The organism is Sphingobium lactosutens DS20, assembly GCF_000445105.1.
GTDB classification, from domain to species: domain Bacteria; phylum Pseudomonadota; class Alphaproteobacteria; order Sphingomonadales; family Sphingomonadaceae; genus Sphingobium; species Sphingobium lactosutens.
Genome location: NZ_ATDP01000027.1, coordinates 1 through 683, shown reverse-complemented (window position 1 = coordinate 683; position 683 = coordinate 1). Strand labels below are relative to the sequence as shown.

Genomic DNA, 683 nt, shown 5'->3' with positions numbered 1-683 from the left:
GTGGGGACTGTCACGGCCGCCGGATGGGAACCGGGAAGGTTCGGCTGTAACGGGGCGGATATCGAAGCCGAGCCAGGTGAAATGATTATACTGGTCGATGACCACTGACGTGCCGTGCGCGAGCCGGCGGGATCGCCAACGGCGTCGGGAATGGCCAGCTCCTGGCCCGCCTTGTCGCTCTTCGTGGCGATCGCGGCCGTGAAAGCGCGCTGACTCTGCACAGCGATCACAATGACTGGACGTGTCTTGATGCCCTCGTCCCGACCGGCCTACTGGTCACGGGTGAAGAGATAGACACAGTGGAGGATGTCGCCGACCTTAAGGAGCGGCGTCATCGTTCCAAACGTCCTGTCCTATTTCTTCGGCGGAGGGCTTCGCGGCCTCGAAAAGATCCCGATGCGCGTCGGGCATTTGATCGGCATCGGCGGCGTTAAGATCGAACACCGCAAGAATCTGTCCAGCGGCGAGCCGTTCGAAATAGGCGGCCTCGACAATAGTGATGTCTGGACGCCCATGTTTTGTGACGGTGATTGGTTCTCGCTGGCTGATATCCGGATATTGACCGGTATGATTGTGGAAGGCCGTCCGCGGAACTTTCTTCTTCGTTGTCGACCGCAAGGTTTCCGCATTCATGGCACGGTCCAGGCGGAATAATCGGCATATACCAAATATGGCAATTTTAG

The 683-nt window shown here is 58.4% G+C and carries 1 protein-coding gene; it reads right to left on the bottom strand.

Going from position 1 to position 683, the window contains the following annotated elements:
* Positions 1 to 318: 318 nt before the first annotated feature.
* A partial coding sequence (locus tag RLDS_RS29455; protein WP_021224269.1) for a type II toxin-antitoxin system prevent-host-death family antitoxin occupies positions 319 to 683 on the bottom strand: 365 nt, incomplete at its 5' end.